This is a genomic window from Salegentibacter chungangensis, assembly GCF_042678405.1.
GTDB lineage: Bacteria > Bacteroidota > Bacteroidia > Flavobacteriales > Flavobacteriaceae > Salegentibacter_A > Salegentibacter_A chungangensis.
In genome coordinates, this window is record NZ_JBHTLI010000003.1 from 72,768 (window position 1) to 93,441 (window position 20,674).

Here is a 20,674-nt window from a genome sequence, read left to right on the forward strand (position 1 = left end):
GGCCTGGAAAATAAAGTTCTTTACATATTGGGGTCGACTTGGTTTTGACAGCGAGTCTAATTGGGTTGTAAGCACGTCGAGCGCTGGGATATAGCTCGTAAATCTCATATTTCACACTTTTTTAAACGGCGAGAATAACTACGCCTTGGCTGCGTAACCGAATCACAGTAGGTTACTCTTAGTCCCTGTAAGACAGGGAGCCAAGATGTCCCGCGAAAGCCTTGATTTACGGCGTTCGCATTCGGGGCACCGATAAAGTAAATATAGGGACTGCAGGGCCTTGATGCAGTTCCGAAACTTAATTGAGGATACGTGTAAGATTGGTGGTTTTCGGCCGGTCTTGCATCGACAATCAAACGAAAACTAAGCGTGTAGAAAGCAGCTGAATTGCTTGTTTGGACGAGGGTTCGAACCCCTCCGACTCCACAATCAAGCGGAAATTCCGCAATGGATTAAAAAATAAAATTCCCGTCAGGTATTTTCACCTGAACGGGAATTTTTATTTTAAGACATCGGCGGCTGGAGCAGCCGGGAATTTCCATTTGCAGAATGAGAATTCCAGGGGAAGACGCAGTCAACCCCTCCGACTCCACTTTACAACCCCGAAATCATTGGTGATTTCGGGGTTTTTTATTTCCGGATTACAAATTGGGTGACATTTCATAATTCAATAAATCAATATCCTAGCCAGATTATAAAGAGAATTGAACACTAAAGCTTTCCCTTATCCTAAATTCTACCCGGATAAAAAAGCATATTTACGGCCTATAACAAATCCTATGTAATAATTTTATTAATGATATGTTTTCAAAAGACTTCTACACATATTTAATAAATAATACCTTGATCGAAATAAAGGGAGGTTTGACGAGACCGACTTTCTTAAAAATTTGGATGGTAGCTGTGGATAATAGGATTTTTGCCAGAAGTTGGAATAAAAGTGAAAATAGTTGGTTTACGGAATTTCAAAAAACCGGAATCGGAGAGATAAAATTTGGTGATAAAGTTATTAGAGTAAAAGGTGAAAAAATAAATTCAGATGACCCAATAAATAAAAAAATTAGTCAGGCTTATATTGAAAAATATAAGCAACCGGAAAATTTGAAATATGCCAAAGGAATCTCAAAACCTGAATATTTTAACTATACAATGGAATTCTTCGATCAATAACCCGTTTAAAATTACTACACATAACTACGCTTCATCGCAAATAGGCGGCAGCGTTTTGACGTCACCAAAAAAACAGGTCTTAAACCGACAAAACCGCATCCCTACTCCGTCAACTTGCGATAACCGGGACCGCTGAGCTGCAACACACCCCTTTATTCATATTTTTAAAAGACTAATATTCCTATTCCTACACAGGTTAGAATAAATAAAGCACTTATTTATCCAGATCAGTGCTTATATAGCTCTTTCAAAATTCAATAATTTCATCCCTCAATTCTCGCTGCAATAATAATTGTTACCATTACTAAAGCTACTGGCCAGAAAGTCTATTCAGCAACAGGAATCCTAAAAGTACTGATGATTCATATCAGTTTTTAAACTGCTGATAAATAGTAAATTAAGTGTTTACAACTAAAACTTAATACTAATGCGAATTATAACTTTTTTACTAATTGTACTCTGGTCAATGCTCTCTTTTGGCCAGGAAGAGAATGAAGGTAATATTGTAATTAATACCACCCAACAGGATGACACTTATCGCGCCGGAGGATCCATCAAAGTAAATGCTGTGGTACAGGGAGACCTGGTAATAGCCGGAGGCAGTCTTATTGTAAATGATAGCATCAACGGAGACCTTACTGCAGCAGGAGGAGAATTATTTATCAATGCTTATATAGCAGATGATGTTCGTATAGCGGTGGGAAGGGTAACCATTGATTCAGAAATAGGAGATGATTTAGTTGTTTTTGGAGGGGAAGTCGTCCTTACTAAAAATGCTGTAATACATGGGAGTCTTATTTGTTTTGCCGGAAATATTGAAATGAATGGTGAGGTAATTGGAAAACTTGACATTAAAGGGGGCGACGTTCTTATTAATGGAACTGTAAAAGAAACCTCAAAAATCGTAGGGGAAGACATCACAATTGGGTCAAATGCCAAATTTTATAAGGAAGTTGAGTATTGGAATAGTGAAGAAGAAATAGACTTCAAAAACTCGCTGGTCGATACTCAAGCTCAATTCAATGAAGATCTTGGGGAAGAAGAATCAGATTTATCTTTAACTACCTTTGGCACAACTTCCCTTTTATTATGGGGGTTCTATATATTTTCTGCATTTCTGGTGATTCTGGTGTTTCATGCGCTCTTCAAAAATACATTTTCAAATGCTGTTAAAGGTTTAGAGCATAACTGGTTAAAGAGCTTCGGCTTTGGACTGATTTACTTAATAGGTATTCCATTATTAATAATCCTTGCTTTGCTAATTCTAATTGGCATTCCCCTGGGTCTCTTCGCAACGGTCATATTTTTATTTAGTCTTCTTTTCGGTCATTTGATCGCAGCTTTACTGGTAGTTTATTATTTCAGGTATCAAAAAGAAAAGGATTGGGGCTTTTGGAGTGTTACCTTCCTGGCATTATTGTGTGCTGTGATATTGCGCTTACTCACTATTATTCCTTATGCAGGGATATTAATTTCTATAGTTATACTATCAATTACTTATGGAGCATTGACTTTAAAGGTGCTTCGCTCTAAAAAACTGGTTAAAAAATAGTACTATGAATAAAGAACATCCCAATATTGGTATTTTAAAGAGGTTCAACCCTGCAAACCCCAATACTTTAGCTGAGGTGTTAGCTGAAGATTTCGTTTGGCATTATATCAATCCAAAGCTGTCCGAGTTAGAAGGAGACTATTTCGGTCTCTCTGGTTTGACCGATTTCTTCCAAAAATTAGCAGGTCGCACCAATAGTTCTTTTAAAGTAGATCCCATATCCATAACCCCTATGGGAGATGAATTAATTATCACCCATGTTAAAGACACATTGTCCCTGGAAGGTAAATCAATGGAGATTGAGGCTATTGCGATATGGTGTATTATTGATGGGCAGATTAAAGAAGCCTGGGATATACCTATTGTTCATACAGCAAAAACTTTAAAAGAAAACCAGGAAAAATATTAGAGATAATAGCGGGAGTCTATTGAAAATGACATACCAATAAACTATTAACGAGTAAATAGCGGGCATTTGAGTTTGGCTACCAGCCTGATCTAAAACCCTACAGATCTCAGGATTTGTGGGGTTTTTTAATTCTTGGAAAAAACCTCCCTGTTTTCTTGCGGTAATCTCTATACCCGGGAAATTTGGTCATTAGCAGCTTTTCTTCATAAATGGATTTGATATCGAACAAAACATACAAGGCCAGTGTGAGAATCACCCTATATCCGGATAAACTGTAAATAGCTATTCCGCCTAAACCTATTAAAATTCCGAAGTAAACAGGATGCCTTATATATTTATACAGACCATTTTGGACCAGTTTTGAATCAGCCTTCGGGGAGGGGAATGGCGAAAGATTTCTATTTAGCTGTAAAATTGCCACCAGGACGATTATCCACCCCAAAATCGAAACAATCAGCGCCGCATCTTTAATCAATTGCGGGAAACTCAGCTGAAGTATTTGCAAGTCGAATATATACAACATGAAGATCGCAGCCTGTATACCAACCAGAATATAATCTTTCGACTTTAATTTCATTTACACCAATTTTAATAGTCTGGTTCTTGAAAAAACAGCAGCTATGTAACCAATATATAACAAGTTCCAAAAATTTATTTATTTACACCTGAAAAACAACAGTTTAGGTTAGCATAAACCAGGCATAATACTGAAATTTGTTCAAACCCGGAAGGAGAGCATCAAAGATGAATACGACTAAGGACGATGCACCTGTTCCTTAATAACCAAATAAGAAAGAAATGACAACAATAGATAAAACAAAACCCGTACTGGTAACAGGAGCAACAGGATATGTTGCCGGCTGGCTGGTAAAAAGATTGCTCGAAGATGGCCTGACGGTACACGCCGCAGTACGTGATCCTGAAAAAGAGCATAAAGTGCAGCACCTTAATGAGATCTCAGAAAATTCTCCGGGGACCATAAAATACTTCAAATCTGATCTTTTAGACGAAGGTTCCTATGCCGAAGCAATGCAAGGCTGTGAACTGGTTTTTCATACCGCATCTCCATTTACCTCAGAATTCGATGATCCTAAAAAGGAACTGATCGAGCCGGCGGTGAAAGGAACCGAAAATGTACTGAATGAGGCGATTAAAACACCGGGTGTGAAAAGAGTGGTTCTTACCAGCAGCTGTGCCGCGATCTATACCGATGCCAGGGATGTACAGGATACCCCAAATGATATTCTTACGGAAGACATCTGGAACACCACTGCCTCCCTGGATCATCAGCCTTACTCTTACTCCAAGACCCTGGCCGAGAAAAAGGCCTGGGAGATCAATAAGGAGCAGAATGAGTGGGACCTGGTAACTATTAATCCATCTTTAGTTATGGGACCACCACTAAACCCAAAAGCCACCACCTCTGAAAGTTTCAGTTTGTTGAAGCAGCTTGGGGACGGAACATTCAAAATGGGTGCGCCAAAAATAGGGATTGGACTGGTAGACGTCCGCGATGTTGCCGAAGCTCATTATAAAGCCGGCTTTACACCTTCTGCAAAAGGCAGGTATATCACCTCTGCGCATAACACCAATTTTGTAGAGCTGGGGGAAGCCCTGGAACCTAGATATGGTGATTCCTATCCGGTACCGACCAAAGCCCTGCCAAAATGGTTATTGCTTTTAATTGGTCCTTATGTGAATAAGAATCTCTCCAGGAAATTCATTCGGAATAATGTGAATATTGAATGGAGAGCAGACAATTCCAAGATCAAAAAAGATCTGAACTTAGACTTCAGACCGATGCAGGAGACGATGGAAGATTCCTTCCAGGTGCTTATAAGTAATGATATTATTTAGACCCTTCAGACCCTAAAAGTCCGGCATCCGGCTCTTCGCTTTCTAAGATAATCAAGGTATTTCACAAGCTTAATATTGGATTTTTTCCATTCATTTGGATATTTTCCAATAAAACAGTAATTTTCCGGAATGAAAGATTTGAAGTTCGCTATTACTGATATTGAGACTACCGGCAGCGGGATCAAAGGAAACAAGATCACGGAGATCTGCGTGATCATCGTGCAGAACGGAGAAGTGATTGATGAGTATTCCTCTCTGGTAAATCCCAGTCAGGAAATTCCCCTTTATATTGAAAGCTTAACGGGCATCAATGACGAAATGGTGAGCAATGCACCCTGTTTTTCTGAAATAGCCGATGAAGTTGAAAAGATCACCAAAGACTGTATTTTTGTCGCACATAATGTGAATTTCGATTACAACATCATACGCTCTGAGTTTACCGGTCTTGACCGGCAGTTTAAAAGGAAAAGACTTTGTACGGTGAGGTTGACAAAAAAACTGATCCCGGGGTTGTTCTCCTATAGCCTGGGAAATATCTGCACCTCCATAAACATCCCGCATATAGACCGGCACAGGGCCAAGGGAGATTGCGACGCTACTGTTACGCTTTTTCAAAGATGTTTATCCCTGGATCCCGAATTTGAGGTGATCGAGAAATTACTAAATCAGAAGACCGCGGCTTCTTACCTTCCGCCTAATTTTAAAAGTTCAGACTTTGAAAAACTGCCTACCTCGACCGGGGTTTATTTTTTTAAGGATAAGGACGGAAGACCGCTTTATATTGGAAAAGCAAAGAACATAAAGAGTCGTATAAAATCTCATTTTCAGGAACGTTCTAACCGAAAGTATAAATTGATGCAGGAAACCTACAGCATCGATTATGAACTAACCGGGAATGAACTACTTGCTTTACTGAGGGAATCTGAACTGATCCTGAAATTCTACCCTAAATTCAATAAAGCCCAGAAGAAAGTCAGCCGCCCTTACACGCTTACCTCCTATCATAACCAGAAAGGCGTTGAACAATTCGCTTTACACAAGAACAAGATCGCGCCTGTTAGCTGGATGAAGTTCTATACCCGGGTAGAGGCCATCAAATTCCTGGAGTACCTGTGCCAGGAATTCGAACTCTGTCCAAAATACTGCGGATTACAACCAAGTGGAAAGGTTTGTGACCATTACAGGATCACCACCTGCAGCGGGGTTTGTAAAAACGAAATCAATATAGATGAATATAATGCCCGCGTTGAAAAAGCTGTGGAGTATATCGGGAAATACGATGAATCCTGTCTTCTTCTGGAAAAAGGACGAACCAGTGAGGAAAAATCCTTTATATATCTCAATAAAGGCAAATATGCCGGGTATGGTTATATTGGCCCCGCAGATGATTTCAACCACCCCGAAGAATTTAAAAACTTCCTCACTCCTTCCAAAACTTCCAGCTATGCTGACAGAATTGTGAACCGGTATCTGAATACCAAAAAGAATCTTTCTAAGATTCCGCTGAAGACAGAGGAGGAAGAATTAGCAGAAACCGAATTATGGTTTGGCTAAACAAGACTGATTCTCACCTTTTTCTTTTTTAACCTGGAATTATCAAGAGATTGAACAACAGTCTTTGCTTTGGAAGCGGCAACCGAAACAAAACTGCAGTCCTGCTTTAACTCGATAGTTCCCAGTTCATCTTTATTCAGGCTTCCCTGCTTGAAGAACAAGCCGGCGATATCACCCTTGGATATTTTGTCTTTTCTGCCCCCTGAAATAAATAAGGTCTTCCATTCGGTTTCTTTTTTTATAGCGTTGGATTCCATTTTTTGAATAGAAGACTCCTGGATGAATTCAGGTAATTCCTCCTTTACCCATTTCAGTACATAAGCAGTCCCTTTTGCATCCATACGGGCTGTCCTTCCGTTTCTATGGATAAATTCAGCTTCTTTTAATGGCAGTTGATAATGTATGATGAAACTGAGTTCAGGAATATCGATCCCTCTTGCCGCCAGATCTGTGGCAATGATAATTCTGTGAGTACCATTCCTGAATTTGATCAGGGCTCTTTCCCGGTCCTTCTGTTCCATTCCGCCGTGAAAACAACCGTGAGGCAACCTGTTTTCAGAAAGGAATTCGCTTACGCACTCGATACTATCCCTGAAATTGCAGAATATAATACCCGGTTTATTGCCGATATGTGCCAGTACGTTCAACAGGCTTTCCAGTTTATCCTTTGAAGGGGAGTTCACGGTTTTAACCTTTAACAAAGACGTTTCCTCGCCAAGGTAATTGATAACTGCGGGATCCTTTATTCCCACAAACCGGGGTATTTCAACATTTTGAGTGGCCGATGTAAGCACTCGCTTTTTAATGCCCGGTAAAATTTGAAATATCTCAGACATTTCATCTTTAAAACCTATTTCCAGGGATTTATCAAATTCATCCAAAATAATGCTTGTTACAGCTTCCACTGGAAAAGTCTCCCTGCGCAGGTGATCTGCAACTCTCCCGGGAGTTCCTATCAAAATTGCCGGAGGATGCTTCAGCTCCAGTTTATCTTTGGCAAAAGCCCTGCCTCCATAAACCGCATTTGCTTTAAACCCGGTTCCCATTTCCCGGATCACCTGTTCAATCTGGATGGCCAGTTCCCGGGACGGGACCAGGATCATCGCCTGCACATCAGGAATTTCGGCATCAAGTTCATCCAGCAAAGGCAGTAAAAATGCCAGGGTCTTTCCCGTACCAGTAGGGGACAATAAAATAGTATTGGAAGAGGAACTGATCGCCGCCCCCGCATCCTTCTGCATTGGGTTAAGCTTCGAGATCTTTAGTTTCTCAAGAATTTCTGGTTTGGTTTTTATAGTATTTGACATAGCGCAAAAGTAAGGCTTAATTGATTCGGATCTTTAAAGATTCACGATTCAGTTTAAGATCATCATATATTTAAGGGATAATCAGGTAAATGCCATCCTGAAATAATTTTGTAAATTGAATGTTGCTTTGTTTAAAAATTAATAAGCATTCCGGTCTGCCTGAAACATACCTGCTCATAACATAATTACCAATCAAATTAATTAATATGAGAAGACTGTTAATAATATTCCTGGTTTGTATCTATCCTCTCACGGGTTACGGACAGGAGCAGGAGAGTTTTAATATAACCGGGGGAATAGGAATCCCGGAACTGATCAATATTGGCGGGCGTTTCCAAATAAACCAAACAGAATTAGGTTTTAGTGCAGGAACCCTTCCATCAGCCGATGAAGAGGTTTTCTCCCTGCAGGCAAATTTACTTTACCACTTTGGAGGATCTACGGCATTTTCTACAAGGCGACCCTGGTACATTCGCAGCAGTTTTACCTATAGCAGATCTGATACTGAGTCCGAATTGGCAAAATACCTGTTCCTGGACCTGAGAATTGGAAGAGATCTCAACTTCTCAGATAATTTTGGAGTTCAGATCGACATAGGTCCTGCTTATGTGATCTCTGAAGATATAACCGAAAAAAAAGCGAAGGAGAACACCTGGTTCTTATTCGATATAGATCTTGATCAAAAAGTGCTTCCGATTGTCGGGATTACATTCTTCTACAGGATTTGATGGATGGGAATATTCGAGCTATAAACTGCTATCTTTGGAACATTCAAAAATTAAAGAATGCACCCCAATAATATTCATAACGCCCCTTACGATTTTAACGTTTTAACCGAATCCAACCCGGAATTATCAAAATTCGTGTTCGTTACTCCCCACGGAAATAAGAGTATAGATTTTAGCGAGCCTGATGCTGTACTACAGCTAAATAAAGCAATACTCAGCTACCATTACCAGGTGAAAGACTGGAATATCCCTGAAAATCACCTCTGTCCTCCAATTCCCGGAAGGGCAGATTATATTCATCATCTGGCAGACCTGCTTGCAGAAGACGGATTAGAAAAAAACATCAAAGGCATCGATATCGGGGTGGGTGCCAATGCCATCTATCCTATTTTAGGCAACAGGATCTACAACTGGAAAATGGTTGGAACCGATATTAATGAAACTTCAGTTAAAGCAGCCAAAAGAAACATCAATGCTAATCCTGGGCTCTCAGCAGCCATTGAGGTCAGGCACCAGGAAGACCGCGGTAGTATTTTTAAGGGAATGATTAAAGAAAAGGAGTATTATAATTTTAGTATGTGCAATCCCCCTTTTCACGCTTCAGAAAAGGAAGCCAATAAAGCGGCGCTTCGGAAATTAAAGAATTTGGAAAATGAGAAGAATCCGAAGCTTAATTTTGGCGGACAGGCAAACGAGTTATGGTGCAACGGCGGGGAATCCCTGTTCATAAAAAGGATGATCAAGGAAAGTGTATTGTTCGGCTCGCAGGTAGGATGGTTTACCAGTCTTGTATCCAGAAAAGAAAATCTCCCGAAAATCTATAAACAACTGAAGAAATTAAAGGCCGCCTACCGAACTGTAGAGATGAGCCAGGGGAATAAAAAAAGCAGGTTCATAGCCTGGAAATTCGAATAAAAAGACCTCTTTTTCACTCAGGCTGTTTTGATCAAAGCGCTCTCAGGCATAGCCTTCTAAAGTATGAATGATTGAAGGATCTGCATCTCAAATCTTATAAATAGCACTTTAGAATTCTGAAATTCTTTTTTCTCTGTTTCGAATTAAGCTCCTTCTACACAAACTAGCTTAGTCAAACCTTACAACCTTCTTAAGCGATTATTAAATTCTCTTAAAATCCAGCAATTATATGCTACATTAATAAGTTCTTAACTATTCCCTGTAATCTAATCCATAAATTCGAAATCAATCACCTAAAATTAGATTACACTTATGAAATTCAAGAAAAATTACTTTTTAATTATGTTTTTAAGCTTTGCTGCTTTGGGGTTAACTTCCTGCAGTGAAGACGACGATGACATGGTAGAGGTTATGGATCCTACAGGGAGCCTTACCGTAGCTGACCAAACCGTCGAAAACAATATGCTTACTATTAGTGATGTGGAAATGAGTGCAGACGGATGGGTTGTGATCCACCGCGCTGCTGAAAGCGGAGGACCTATGGTTCCCGATATTATTTCTGAACCAAAAATGGTGGAAGCCGGAACATCTTCAGATGTAATGGTAGAACTGAAAGACGGAGTAGAGATCGAAGACGGAGAAACGCTTTGGGCAATGCTCCACACCGATAACGGTGAAATTGGGATGTATGAATTTGACGGCAGTAACGGGCTTGATGCTCCAATTTTGACTGCCGGCGGAGATGTGGTAACCCAGTCTTTTAGCGTTATGGAGAAAGCGACCGGGTCTCTTATGGTAGAAGATCAGGCTGTTACAGATAATATGGTAACCATAAGTTCTGTTACCCTAAATAAATCGGGTTATGTGGTAATTCACGCCGATAATGGTGAAGGAGCGCCCGTAGTACCGGACATTATTTCTGAACCTGTATATCTTGAAGCAGGAACCCACACCGATGTTGATGTGATGTTTACTGAAAACGCCGATGTTGAAGCCGGCGACACCCTATGGGCTATGCTTCATACCGATACCGGTGAAGAAGAAGTATATGAATTTGACGGAGAGAACGGACTTGACGGTCCTATTACCGATATGAACGGAGATGTTGTTCTGGCTTCATTCAGTATTACTGAAAACGATGCCGCGGCAGGTTCCCTTACCGTAGACGATCAGGTGCTTACCAACAACAATGTTACTGTTGGAGCTATCACGCTTGAAGAAGACGGTTATGTGGTGATCCACGCCGACAATGGTGACGGAGCGCCTGTGGTACCGGACATTATTTCTCAGGCTGTTTACCTTGAAGCAGGAACCTATACCAATGTTGAAGTTCCGCTAAAAGAATCGGCAGACGTAAATATGAATGACACTGTTTGGGTAATGTTGCATACCGATACCGGAACAGAAGGAGAATATGAATTTGACGGGCAGAATGGGCTTGATGGTCCAATTACTGATGCTGAAGGGAACATCGTTATGGAATCCCTTGTAATTACCGATGTATCCACCTCAGCTATTACAGGATCAATTACTATAGATAACCAGGCTGTAAGTGACAATATGATCACTGCAGAAAGCATTACCGTAGCTGAAGACGGATGGGTAGTGGTTCACGCCGATAACGGAGACGGTGCGCCTGTAGTACCGGAAATTATCTCTAATCCAGTATATCTTGAAGCAGGCACCAATAATGATGTTGAGATAAGCTTTGAAGAGTCAGCAGACGTAAATGCAGGAGATACTGTATGGGTAATGCTACACAACGATACCGGAGCGGCCGGAGAATATGAATTCGATGGAATGAACGGTCTTGACCTGCCTATCGTGGTGGATGGAAACGTAGTAGTTACCCCGATCGACATTACTGAGTAGTAATATTTCAATTATTATTTAGGCTGAGAAACCGGTAGCATTGCTATCGGTTTTTTTAAGTCTTAATTTAGGTTAGGCCTTCTATTTCATTTTCATTAATTTCCCCTTTGCTAACCAAAGCTTCTATGAAAACAAGAGTTGTAGTTATAGGCGGCGGATTTGCCGGTTTGAATTTCATAAGATCCATTGATGACTCTAGGGACTTCGATGTTACCCTGGTAGACAGGAACAACTACAATTTCTTCCCCCCGCTTATTTATCAGGTTGCCACCGGCTTTCTGGAACCATCTTCTATAAGTCACCCATTCAGAAAACTTTTCGGAAACAAGAGGAATGTTCATTTCTGGCTTGGCGAATTCCAGGAAGTAAAGCCAGACGAAAACAAGGTTATCATATCTGATAAAGAGTTGGACTATGACATACTTGTCTTAGCGACCGGAACCAAGACCAACTATTTTGGCCTGGACAACGTTCGAAAGAATGCAATCCCTATGAAAACCCTTGATGACGCCCTTAATATGCGGAATCTTCTTCTTCAGCGTATCGAGATGGCAACAAAGACAAAAGATATTAAAGAAAAGGAAGATTGGGTAACCATGGTCATTGCAGGAGGCGGACCAACCGGGGTGGAGGTCTCAGGGATGTTCGCAGAGATGCGCAGGTCAATAATCGCTAAAGAATATCCTGAACTTAATGATGTTCATGGAAAAATATATCTTGTGAACGGAGGTGACTCTTTGCTTGCTCCTATGAGCGAGGAATCTCAAAGCTACACCTATGAAGCCCTTAAAAACCTTGGGGTAAAAATCAAGCTAAACACCCGGGTGACCGACTTTGACGGGGAAAATGTAAGCCTCAAGGACGGCTCCTATATTAGGAGCAAGAACCTGATATGGGCTACCGGCGTTACAGCGATGAAATTTCCCGGAATCCCGGAAGAAACGTACGGTCCCGGAAACCGGCTTAAGGTGGATGCCTGTAACAAGATCGAAAATTCTTCAAATATCTATGCTCTAGGGGATACCTGCATAATGACCAGCGACAAAGCCTTTCCCGAAGGCCATCCTCAACTGGCACAGGTAGCTAAACAACAAGGAGAGCATCTTGCAAAAAATCTGAAAAAAATAAACAAAGGAAAGGAGCCAGAAGATTTTGTTTATAATGACAAAGGCATTATGGCTATTATAGGCCGAAGTAAAGCCGTAGCTGAAATTCCGAAACCCAAAATGAATCTTAAGGGGCTCCCTGCCTGGTTAATCTGGTCGCTTATTCATCTTTTCGCACTTGTTAACCGCCACGACAGGCTTAGGACTTTTTACAACTGGACCATTGCATATTTCACCAGAAATCAGGACCTAAGAATGATCATAAGGCCAAAAGATAGAATTTAAAAGCTTTAGCCTTCTCTTTTTCTCCAGAATACTGCTTCAGGACCGAACGTTTCACTATAACAGCCTGTATGAATAGCATCTAAATATTAAGAATGTTATCAAAAAGTGAAATCTATAGTTGGAATTCCTTCATATTAATTTACTTTTGCAAAAATTTTAACACAATCAACACTACTAAAAATTTAAAAATGAAGCGTTTATTACTCTTACTTTTTATCGCTTTTCTAGGTTTCCTTCCGGCCACGGCCCAGGTAACCACTGCAGAAATAAGCGGAACTGTTTATTTTGAAGACGGAGAACCTCTACCGGGTGCCAATATCACCGCCGTACACACTCCAACCGGAACCAAATACGGAGCGGTCACTAACTTTGATGGCAGGTTCAACTTACTCAACCTTCGAGTAGGAGGTCCTTACAAGATTACTATAAGCTTTGTAGGTTTCAACACTGCGGTTTACAATGATGTTAATCTTAGCCTTGGTGAGACTTACAATCTTGAAGTAAATATGGTTTCAGACGAAACTCAGCTTCAGGAAGTGGTAATTAAAGGAGAAAGAAACCAGATCATTAACAGCGACCGTACAGGTGCTGTAACCAGTGTAGGAAGCAAAGAGCTTAAGACTCTGCCTACCATCTCAAGATCTGCTTCAGACTTTTACCGTCTTGAACCAATGGCATCCAGCAACGGATCTTTTGGAGGTAGAAACGACCAGTTCAACAACTTTAGCCTTGATGGTTCTATCTTCAACAACCCATTCGGACTAGATGCTGCAACTCCTGGAGGACAAACCAATGCTCAGCCAATCTCATTAGATGCGATTGAGCAAATTCAGGTTTCTACAGCTCCTTACGATGTAACACAAGCAGGATTTACCGGAGCCTCTGTAAATGCTGTTACCAAAAGTGGTACTAACCAGATTGAAGGTACAGTTTACGGTTTTTACCGTAATGAAGATATGACCGGAAAGAAAGTAGCCGGAGATGAAATTATCGTTCCGGACCTTAAACAAGCACAGTACGGAGTTAGTATTGGTGCTCCAATTATCAAAGACAAACTATTTGTTTTTGCAAACTTTGAAAAAGATGACAGAGAAGATCTTGGATCTAACTTTGTTGCAAGCCGCCCCGGTTTAACGGGAGCAAATGTATCAAGAGTTTCTGCCGAAGATCTTGATTATGTATCAAATCAACTTGGAGAGCTTGGATATGAAACAGGTCCTTACGAAGGCTACACCCATATTACAGAATCTACTAAAGGTATCCTAAAGCTTGACTGGAACATTAACGATAACCACCGTATGGCGTTTATCTATAACTTCCTGGACGCTTCAAGAGACCTTCCGGCAAACCCTGAAGCTATTGGACGTAGAGGTCCTGACCTTACTACCCTACAATACAGAAATTCAGGTTACACTATTAACAATAAAATTGATTCGTGGCTAGTAGAACTTAACTCCAGCTTTGGAAACAATATTTCAAATAAATTCCAGGCAGGATATACTTTCTTCGATGACAGCCGTGATCCTTTCTCAGCACCTGCACCTCCTATCAACATTCAGGAAGACGGTGTAAGATACATTGTAGCAGGACACGAGCCTTTCTCTATCAACAACCGTTTAGAGCAGCACGTTTACCAGATCACCAACAATCTGAACATTGTATCCGGAAGCCATACCTTCACACTGGGAACAAGCTTTGAGCGCTTTGATTTTGACAACTCTTTTAACCTGGGAGCTTATGATTATCCTGGAAATGAAGAAGAAGGTTACGGACCTGTAAGTACTTTCTTTGATGCATTCACCAGCGTACGAGCAAACCCTAATTCACCTGGAGGAAGCTTTGAGGAAGCTATCAACAACGGAACTATTGCAGCTGCACTTCAGAATGCTCAGAATGTATATGAGAACAGAAATGCAAATGATAGCTGGGCTCTTGCTGAAACCAATGTTGGTCAGCTTGCATTCTACGCACAGGATAAGTGGAAAATGACAGATGACTTCACTTTCACCTACGGACTTCGTGTAGACAAGCCTTTATATTTCAATACTCTTGACAAGATTCGTGAGAACATAGACCGTCTTGCAGGAGGTACTTTTCCTGACGGAGATTACCAGCCAGGCATCACTTATTACAATGAAAACGGCGACCCTACAAAACTTAACAGCCTTGAGTTACCATCTAACGACCTTTTATGGTCTCCAAGAGTTGGATTCAACTGGGATGTTTTAGGAAACAATAAGCTTCAGTTAAGAGGTGGTTCAGGAATCTTTACCGGTAGACTTCCATTTGTATGGATAGGAAACCAGGTAGCCAACCCTGCTTTCTACTTCTACCAGACTACTGCACCTAACTTTAAGTACCCACAAGTTTGGAGAAACAGCTTAGGAGCCGATTATAAGTTTGAAAACGGTTTACTTGCTACGACCGACCTTGTTTACACCAAAGATATCAATGCTCAAATGGTAAGAAACTATGGTTTAGCAAGACCATCAGGTAACCTGAACGGAGTTGACAACAGACCTGTTTATCTGGAATCTGACCGTGCTGTAAACGAATTTGGTGGAGTAACTAATGCTTACGTGTTTACTAATACAGATGTTGGATATTCATTCAACTGGTCTACCAAATTCAGCAAAACCTTTGAAAATGGGCTTTACGCAAGTGTAGCTTATAACTTTTTAAAGGTTGAGGACGCAAGTTCATTAGATGCAGAGATCTCAAGTGATGCTTATGACCGTAATCCAGCATTAGGCCACGTGAACGAAGCTGTAAGCTCTGCTTCAAGATATGGTGACAAGCACCGTATTGTTGGGCAGCTGAACAAGCAATTCACTTACGGTAATAATGACCAATGGAGAACTTCTATCGGGGCATTTTTCGAATATGCACAGGGAGGGAGATTCTCTTACACTTACTCAGGAGATATCAACAACGACGGATCTGTATTGAACGATCTTATTTATATCCCTACTGAAAGCGAACTTGACTCTTACACTTTTACAGGTGATGCAAGCGAACAGGAAACTCAGCGTGCAGCTTTAGAATCTTTCATCGAGCAGGACGATTACCTGAGCGAAAACAGAGGTCAGTATGCTGAAAAGTATGGAATCTTAAGCCCGTGGAGAGGAAGATGGGATGTGAAGTTCCTTCAGGACTACAACTTTAAAGTTGGTGAAAAAACCAACACTATACAGTTGAGTCTTGATATCCTTAACTTCGGTAACCTGTTGAACTCTGACTGGGGTGTGATAGAGAGACCGGTTAACGACCAGCCGATTGGAGTTAGCGTTGATGAGAACAACAACCCGGTTTACTCATTCGATCCAGATCAAGAGAGTACGTTTGCCTATGACTTTAGTCTTCAGTCAAGATGGCAGGCACAGGTAGGTCTTAGATATATCTTCTAAAACCACCTGAACACAAATATAAAATCCCGCCAGGTATTCCTGAGCGGGATTTTTTTATTTAGAAGGTCTGATTAGCTTAAAATAAAGTCGGCGGCCATTTGGGCGTGAAGATCGGTGGTTGCCAGTAACGGAACATCAGTATCCTCCTGTTTCAGCAACATTGGAAGCTCTGTACACCCAAGAATTATCCCTTCTGCTCCATTTTCTTTTAATATTTGAATTTGATCCAGGTAGAATTTCTTTGCCCCCTCGCTAAATACTCCGCGAGTCAGCTCTTCTGAAATATACTTATGAGTCTCTTCCCGGTATTCCGGTTCAGGAATAATAGTCTCTATATTAAAATTAGATTTCAGCCGATCCTGGATAAAGCCTTTAGTCATTACCGGTTTTGTACCAAGCAGCCCTAATTTTGAAAGCTGAAGCCTTTCCGCTTCTTTACCGGCAGCATCGGCTACATGAAGAATGGGCACTCCTATTTTTGGCTGTACAAATTCGTAAACAAGATGCGGAGTATTGGCACATATAACTATGGCCTCTGCTCCCGCATTTTCCAGCTTTTGGGAAGTTTCGAGATAAGTCTTATTGATTTCGTTCCAGTCTCCTCTACGCATCAATTCCACGTTAAGGCTGTGAATTATTAATGGAGGATTTCCCTGTGAACCTATCTTCTTGCCCACATTCTCATTAATCATTCTGTAATATTCTATGGTTGAGTGCCAGGAGGTACCTCCAATCATTCCGAGAGTTTTCATAATAAATTGATTTTCCAATAAATTTAGACAATCTAGGCCTTTCATAAAGTAACACAGGTTGCAAAATGATTATATCAATAAAAAAAGCCCGAGCTTTTGCCCAGGCTTTTTTTATATATTATGAATCAAAGACTAGAAATAGCAATTCCCGCCACGTCTTCTTCCGGCCTTTTCACTGTCTCCAATTTTGAAAGCCACACTGAAAAGGATTTGGTTTAATCTCATGTCATTATCTTCTCGAGAAAGATTTATTCCATACTCGCCATTTCTTATATCAATATCTTGAGGCTCTTTAGTTGCTAAAGAATGATCATATCTAAGGTCTAATTCAAATCTCCCAATGTTAAACTTTACTCCTGCTTGAGCTGATAAAGGTGAGTTTTGCACGACAATCTCCTGATCTGTAGGCTGAGTACCCTCAAGAGTGGAAGTAATAACACTTTGGTAAGCCGGCCCAGCATATATATCTATAGGTCCATAGATATTATACCCAACTAAAAGAGGTATGCTTAATCTATCTACTGAAAAACTAGCTACTTTACTCGGAAAGGGAAATTCAGTTTCAAGTGTATTATAATAAGCTTCCGGACGGATCAAAATCTTACCAAATTTGAGCTGGAAGAAAACTCCACCATGAAATCCAATCTTGGAATCTGCCTGGTACGTACCAACAGTAAAAATACCACCAGAACTTTCGCTTGTGATTTCTCCTCCTATATTATAGTTAGCTCCGCCCTTAACTCCAAAACTATACTCCTGTGCCTGGGCAAAAGAAAAGTAAAATCCTGCAATTAAGATCAATAGAAATTTTTTATTCATACCAGTTAATTTAAATAGGTCAAGATACCGGGTAAATATATCAATTAAATAAAATATTCAAATAAACTCCCGCTATCTTTTTAACGTAAAATATCGGCCAAACGTATACTAAATAAAAAAAGCACCAAAAATTGGTGCTTTTTATCATTAAGTCAAGTTGGATTAATGAACAATAATAGGGTCTGCATTCCCGTCAGGATCACCGCTTACGACACCATCAGTAGATGCATTTCCTAATAATAATATCCCTGCAGCATGCGGAGATGCCATAGACGTACCGCTAATGGTATTATAACCTCCATCTTTCCAGGTAGACTTGATCGCAACACCAGGTGCAGCGTAATCTACCGGTGGGTTTCCATAATTAGAGAAAGAAGCCCAGCTGTCAGTATTATCCATCGCAGAAATCGTTACAATATTAGATCCGTTGGCACGTGCTGGTGAATGGTTATTAGCATCATCGCTTTCATTACCTGCGGCAAGGGCGAATTTAATTCCGTTTTCGGAAGCTGCAACTACTGCGTCATCTAAAGCCTGAGACACTGGTCCTCCAAGACTCATATTGGCAACATCTCCCGACTGTCCGTTAGCGGCTACATAGTCTACCCCGGCTATTACTCCAGAGTAAGAACCACTACCACGACTGTCAAGAACTTTTACAGGAATCACGGTTGCGCCAGGAGCAACACCAATAACACCAATTTCATTGTTAATGGCTGCAATAGTACCTGCAACGTGTGATCCGTGACCGTTACCATCATCCAGAGATTTAGCATCTTTTCCAGAAGTAAAGGCGTTAAAACCTCTGGCAGCATCTACATTCAGATCAGGGTGATCAAGATCGATCCCGGTATCGATAACCCAGGCTACACCAGATCCGGTATAATCTGCTATCCCGTTAACACGGGCAATACCATAAGGAGTTTCCTGGCCGGAACCGCCACCTCCAGGATCGCCATCACAAGGTCCTCCGCTTGGAGTACCACAAGGCGGAGCGAAAGTTACGATCTTATCTTCTTCAATATACGCAACTTCTTTTTTGTTACTAAGTAACTCTGCCTGTTTTGCAGATAATCTAAGCGCGGCACCGTTTACTGTATGACTGAAAACCGCCAGGATCTCTGAGTCATCAATTCCGGTACTTGCAAGCATTTGTCTTGTTCTGGATTGCACCGCCTCCTGAGCCCGGGCATAATCCTGTGGGAACCTCTTCCCTTCATCCCCCGTAACAGAGGTATTATAAACAACAATGTATTGCCCTTCGATCATTTGCGAAGAAGAAGGAGCTACAAGTTGCTCTTCCGGCTGTTGTTCATTTTTTGCATCCTGAGAACAGGAAATTAGAAAGGCAGCTGCAAGTGCTGAAGCCGCCAATGGTCGTAAGTTGTTTAAAAACATTTGCTAAGTTTTTAGTTAAAAATAGGTTAATAGATGTATCAAATCTATAATTTTATCGACAAATTGCAAATTTTATCGGCATAATAATCAAAAAAACATAAAAAACATTAAAAATTTTATTATTAGTGTCAATAAAAAAAGCCACCGAAATCGGTGGCTTTTTAACTTTTTTGGTGATAAATTCTAATCAGCTTTGTTTTCCTCCTGCACCCATTTGGCTATACCTCCTTCAAGTTCATATATCTTTTTAAAACCTGATTTTTGAAGAATTTCAACAGCTCTTTTGCTGGTCACCCCCCTGTAGCAATAAACAATTACCGGTTTATCTTTATCAAGAGCATTTATATTCTCTTTGAAATTTTCATCGTAAACGATATTCTCCGCACTAAGAATATGAGATGAAGCAAAATCCTTTTTTAATCTTAAATCGACTAACTGTACATCGTCCATTTTTAACTGCGTCTTCATCTCCTGAACACTAATAAGTTGTGCATTTGCTTCAACAGCCTTGGCCTTTTTACAGGACTGAAGACCAATAAGGCTTAAAAGACCAAGCGCAAAAAACAATCTGAACTGTGACATAATTAACTGGTTTTTTCTCCCTGCCATTCCATAAATCCACCGGCAAGATTATAGGTTTCATCAAAACCCATCTGATCCATCATCATACAGGCCTGGGCACTTCGTTTTCCAGACCGGCAATAAATATAGTAGCTTTTATCTTTTGGGAGCTTTTCAATTTCTTCCATAAATTCCTGAGCTTTGTAAATATCGATATTCTTCGCATTAGGAATATAGCCTTCATCTACTTCTTCTTCCGTACGCACATCAAGGATAACAGCATTATCGTCTTTCTCCAACTGCGCTCTCCATTCTTCCTGATTTAGTTCTTTCATAATTTTAAACAGACTTTGGGTTCTTTAATAAAAAGTAAAGATAAATGAATCTTTAAATAGCGTCAAAGAGGAAGCAATGAAAACTTTTTCTCCTAAACAGGATTATGCTTTCCAATAACTTTAACAAAGTTTTAGTTTTTACAAATCAAAACTTCCTTATATTTGTACATACAAATGTTGTACAGACAATGGATGTTGAAGAACACATAAAGACCAATAATAAACTGCCTTCTTACAGGAGGCTTATCCTGAACACCTTGTTCTCTGCCAATTATATGAACGAGAAGATAGTCGAGGTGCTAAAGGAGTTCGACATCTCTGAACCACAATTTAATGTGCTTCGGATTTTAAGAGGGCAAAAAGGAAAGCCCGCTAACCTTTCCACAATCCAGGAAAGAATGATCAGCAGGATGAGCAATACCACAAGATTGGTAGATAAGCTTATTAAAAAGGACCTTGTAAAAAGAGTGACCTGCGAAAACAACAGGAGAAAGGTAGAGATCACCATCACTCCAGAGGGTTTAAAACTGCTTGATAAAATAGATCCTGTTTTTGAGGAAGCCGAAAAAGAAGTGGTGAAAAATTTAAATGAAAAAGAAGTGGAGACTCTCATAGAGCTCCTGAATAAATTAAGGAAATAAAAAATT

General features: G+C 40.5%; 18 protein-coding genes and 1 other RNA gene. 12 read left to right on the forward strand and 7 right to left on the reverse strand.

Translation table 11 applies throughout. From position 1 onward, the window contains the following. Nucleotides 1-29 precede the first annotated feature (29 nt). The 4 genes from ssrA to ACFQ3Q_RS12825 all read left to right on the forward strand — a co-directional run bounded on the left by ssrA (nt 30) and on the right by ACFQ3Q_RS12825 (nt 3,131). Nucleotides 30-429: a transfer-messenger RNA gene (ssrA, locus tag ACFQ3Q_RS12810) on the forward strand. Between the two features lie 372 nt (nt 430-801). Then, nucleotides 802-1,170: a DUF2255 family protein gene (locus tag ACFQ3Q_RS12815; protein ID WP_380746470.1), complete on the forward strand. Its 369-nt coding sequence runs from the start codon at nt 802-804 to the stop codon at nt 1,168-1,170. Nucleotides 1,171-1,597: 427 nt separating this feature from the next. Continuing rightward, a complete protein-coding gene (locus ACFQ3Q_RS12820; RefSeq protein ID WP_380746472.1) occupies nt 1,598-2,722 on the forward strand; it encodes a hypothetical protein in 1,125 nt (374 codons plus the stop codon). 4 nt (nt 2,723-2,726) lie between these two features. Continuing rightward, a complete protein-coding gene (locus ACFQ3Q_RS12825) occupies nt 2,727-3,131 on the forward strand; it encodes a nuclear transport factor 2 family protein (RefSeq protein ID WP_380746474.1) in 405 nt (134 codons plus the stop codon). A 106-nt stretch (nt 3,132-3,237) separates the two neighbouring features. On the opposite strand, the gene ACFQ3Q_RS12830 is transcribed toward ACFQ3Q_RS12825, so the two are convergent. Beyond that, nucleotides 3,238-3,708: a methyltransferase family protein gene (locus tag ACFQ3Q_RS12830; RefSeq protein WP_380746475.1), complete on the reverse strand. Its 471-nt coding sequence runs from the start codon at nt 3,706-3,708 to the stop codon at nt 3,238-3,240. A 221-nt stretch (nt 3,709-3,929) separates the two neighbouring features. On the opposite strand from ACFQ3Q_RS12830, the gene ACFQ3Q_RS12835 reads away from it, so the two are divergent. Both ACFQ3Q_RS12835 and ACFQ3Q_RS12840 read left to right on the forward strand, forming a co-directional pair. After that, entirely contained in the window at nt 3,930-4,988 is a 1,059-nt protein-coding gene (locus tag ACFQ3Q_RS12835) for an NAD-dependent epimerase/dehydratase family protein (protein WP_380746476.1), read from the forward strand. A 129-nt stretch (nt 4,989-5,117) separates the two neighbouring features. Then, the gene (locus ACFQ3Q_RS12840) at nt 5,118-6,542 is read left to right on the forward strand and encodes an exonuclease domain-containing protein (RefSeq protein WP_380746478.1); all 1,425 of its coding nucleotides are present in this window, start codon (nt 5,118-5,120) and stop codon (nt 6,540-6,542) included. On the opposite strand, the gene ACFQ3Q_RS12845 is transcribed toward ACFQ3Q_RS12840, so the two are convergent. Further along, nucleotides 6,539-7,849 (reverse strand): DEAD/DEAH box helicase, encoded by a 1,311-nt coding sequence (locus ACFQ3Q_RS12845; RefSeq protein ID WP_380746480.1) that lies wholly within the window; start codon nt 7,847-7,849, stop codon nt 6,539-6,541. The genes ACFQ3Q_RS12840 and ACFQ3Q_RS12845 overlap by 4 nt on opposite strands. Nucleotides 7,850-8,055: 206 nt before the next feature. On the opposite strand from ACFQ3Q_RS12845, the gene ACFQ3Q_RS12850 reads away from it, so the two are divergent. The 5 genes from ACFQ3Q_RS12850 (at nt 8,056) to ACFQ3Q_RS12870 (ending at nt 16,162) form a co-directional block, all read left to right on the forward strand. Further along, nucleotides 8,056-8,577: a hypothetical protein gene (locus tag ACFQ3Q_RS12850; protein WP_380746482.1), complete on the forward strand. Its 522-nt coding sequence runs from the start codon at nt 8,056-8,058 to the stop codon at nt 8,575-8,577. A 57-nt stretch (nt 8,578-8,634) separates the two neighbouring features. Continuing rightward, nucleotides 8,635-9,492: a 23S rRNA (adenine(1618)-N(6))-methyltransferase RlmF gene (rlmF, locus tag ACFQ3Q_RS12855; RefSeq protein WP_380746484.1), complete on the forward strand. Its 858-nt coding sequence runs from the start codon at nt 8,635-8,637 to the stop codon at nt 9,490-9,492. A 312-nt stretch (nt 9,493-9,804) separates the two neighbouring features. Continuing rightward, a complete protein-coding gene (locus ACFQ3Q_RS12860; RefSeq protein ID WP_380746486.1) occupies nt 9,805-11,364 on the forward strand; it encodes a DUF7282 domain-containing protein in 1,560 nt (519 codons plus the stop codon). A gap of 125 nt (nt 11,365-11,489) precedes the next feature. Further along, entirely contained in the window at nt 11,490-12,755 is a 1,266-nt protein-coding gene (locus ACFQ3Q_RS12865) for an NAD(P)/FAD-dependent oxidoreductase (protein WP_380746487.1), read from the forward strand. 188 nt (nt 12,756-12,943) lie between these two features. Then, nucleotides 12,944-16,162: a TonB-dependent receptor gene (locus ACFQ3Q_RS12870; protein WP_380746489.1), complete on the forward strand. Its 3,219-nt coding sequence runs from the start codon at nt 12,944-12,946 to the stop codon at nt 16,160-16,162. Nucleotides 16,163-16,233: 71 nt separating this feature from the next. On the opposite strand, the gene ACFQ3Q_RS12875 is transcribed toward ACFQ3Q_RS12870, so the two are convergent. The 5 genes from ACFQ3Q_RS12875 to ACFQ3Q_RS12895 all read right to left on the reverse strand — a co-directional run bounded on the left by ACFQ3Q_RS12875 (nt 16,234) and on the right by ACFQ3Q_RS12895 (nt 20,027). Then, entirely contained in the window at nt 16,234-16,914 is a 681-nt protein-coding gene (locus tag ACFQ3Q_RS12875; RefSeq protein WP_380746490.1) for an aspartate/glutamate racemase family protein, read from the reverse strand. Nucleotides 16,915-17,046: 132 nt separating this feature from the next. Beyond that, nucleotides 17,047-17,733, reverse strand: a complete 687-nt coding sequence (locus ACFQ3Q_RS12880; protein ID WP_380746492.1) for an outer membrane beta-barrel protein — start codon at nt 17,731-17,733, stop codon at nt 17,047-17,049. Between the two features lie 162 nt (nt 17,734-17,895). Further along, a complete protein-coding gene (locus ACFQ3Q_RS12885) occupies nt 17,896-19,131 on the reverse strand; it encodes a S8 family peptidase (protein ID WP_380746493.1) in 1,236 nt (411 codons plus the stop codon). Between the two features lie 183 nt (nt 19,132-19,314). Then, entirely contained in the window at nt 19,315-19,713 is a 399-nt protein-coding gene (locus ACFQ3Q_RS12890; protein WP_380746495.1) for a rhodanese-like domain-containing protein, read from the reverse strand. Between the two features lie 2 nt (nt 19,714-19,715). After that, on the reverse strand, nt 19,716-20,027 hold the full coding sequence (locus ACFQ3Q_RS12895) for a rhodanese-like domain-containing protein (protein WP_380746496.1): 312 nt from the start codon (nt 20,025-20,027) through the stop codon (nt 19,716-19,718). 188 nt (nt 20,028-20,215) lie between these two features. Here ACFQ3Q_RS12895 and ACFQ3Q_RS12900 point away from each other — a divergent pair, with 188 nt between their 5' ends. Next, nucleotides 20,216-20,668 carry a MarR family winged helix-turn-helix transcriptional regulator gene (locus ACFQ3Q_RS12900; protein ID WP_380746498.1) on the forward strand — a complete coding sequence of 151 codons (453 nt, stop codon included), beginning with the start codon at nt 20,216-20,218 and terminating at the stop codon, nt 20,666-20,668. Nucleotides 20,669-20,674: the final 6 nt, after the last annotated feature.